This is a genomic window from Streptomyces sp. DH12 (assembly GCF_020873895.1).
Lineage (GTDB): Bacteria > Actinomycetota > Actinomycetes > Streptomycetales > Streptomycetaceae > Streptomyces.
This window is the reverse complement of record NZ_JAHWGT010000832.1, coordinates 1-479: the sequence shown is the minus strand read 5'-3', so window position 1 is coordinate 479 and position 479 is coordinate 1. Positions and strand designations below refer to the sequence as shown.

Sequence of the window (479 nt, the reverse complement as noted above, 5' to 3'; positions counted from 1 at the left end):
CGTGCCGTACGACGAGGTCGGCGAGGGCGGCGCGCAGGGCCGGCACGTCCAGGGGGCCGCGCAGCCGCCACGCGGCGGGCAGCAGGTAGGTCGCGGCGCCGGGGTCGAGGCGGTCCAGGAAGTACAGGCGTTGCTGGGCCGGGGACAGCGGGGTTCGTTCCGGGCGGGGCCGGACGCGGACGGGGCCGTCGTCGCGGACGGCCGACCGGCCGCGCAGCCGCTGCTCCAGCAGTCGCCGGGCGGCCGGGGAGAGGCCACCGCCTGCGGGCTGGGGGCCGGGGCGCACGTCGGACGTGGTCATGAGGGCACTCCGAATCTCAGGGTATGGGGCAGAGCTGCGGGCCGGGCGGCGAACCGGACGGGCGTCGGCGGGCGGCCGTCCGGGTTCGGCGGCGGAGTCCGGTGGTCAGAGTTCGACGGGCAGAGTCCGGTTGTCAGAGTTCGGCGGTCAGAGTTCGGCGGTCAGGGACAGGTCGATC

General features: G+C 76.6%; 1 protein-coding gene. It reads right to left on the bottom strand.

Features of this window, described 5'->3' with window-relative positions; genetic code table 11:
- On the bottom strand, window positions 1-301 hold a 301-nt coding region (locus LPA54_RS37310; RefSeq protein WP_228984888.1), incomplete at its 3' end, for a condensation domain-containing protein.
- Between the last annotated feature and the right edge of the window lie 178 nt (window positions 302-479).